This window comes from Vogesella mureinivorans, from assembly GCF_007644035.1.
In the GTDB taxonomy this organism is placed as follows: Bacteria; Pseudomonadota; Gammaproteobacteria; order Burkholderiales; family Chromobacteriaceae; genus Vogesella; species Vogesella mureinivorans.
Map to the genome: position 1 here is coordinate 1 of NZ_VMTV02000653.1, position 427 is coordinate 427.

The window sequence follows — 427 nt, forward strand, 5'->3', positions numbered from 1 at the left end:
GCCCGGAATGGGGGAGCGAAAGGTGCCGTGGTTCAGCGCAGTCAGACGCTGTGCGGTGAGGGCCTTCAGCGACTCGACCTCAGGCACCAGCGCTGCCAGCAGCAGGGTCTTCAGCAGGCGCGCGTCGTTGCGCAGGGCGCGGGTGGCATTGGCATCGGCCTGGCCCAGCTGCACGGCTTCCCAGGGGATGTTGTGGCGCTTTTCGAGCATCGGCAGCAGGCGCTGCGCATACAGCCGCTTGGCGTTGTCGAAGTGCACGCGCATCGCGTCAGAGAAAGGCTCGTCACCTTCGGCGATGGCGTCCCACAGGTCGCCCACCGGAATCAGCTGGCCCAGCTCCAGGTCGTCGCGGCGGTCCACCAGCAGCTGCATCATCAGCTTGAGCGCCGTGCGCTCGCGCTGCAGTGCCGCCGACACGGCGATCAGG

The 427-nt window shown here is 67.9% G+C and carries 1 protein-coding gene; it reads right to left on the reverse strand.

Translation table 11 applies throughout. The annotated features are described in order from the left end of the window. Positions 1 to 427: hypothetical protein (locus FLQ44_RS17120; RefSeq protein WP_206208946.1), on the reverse strand; the 427-nt coding region annotated here is incomplete at both ends.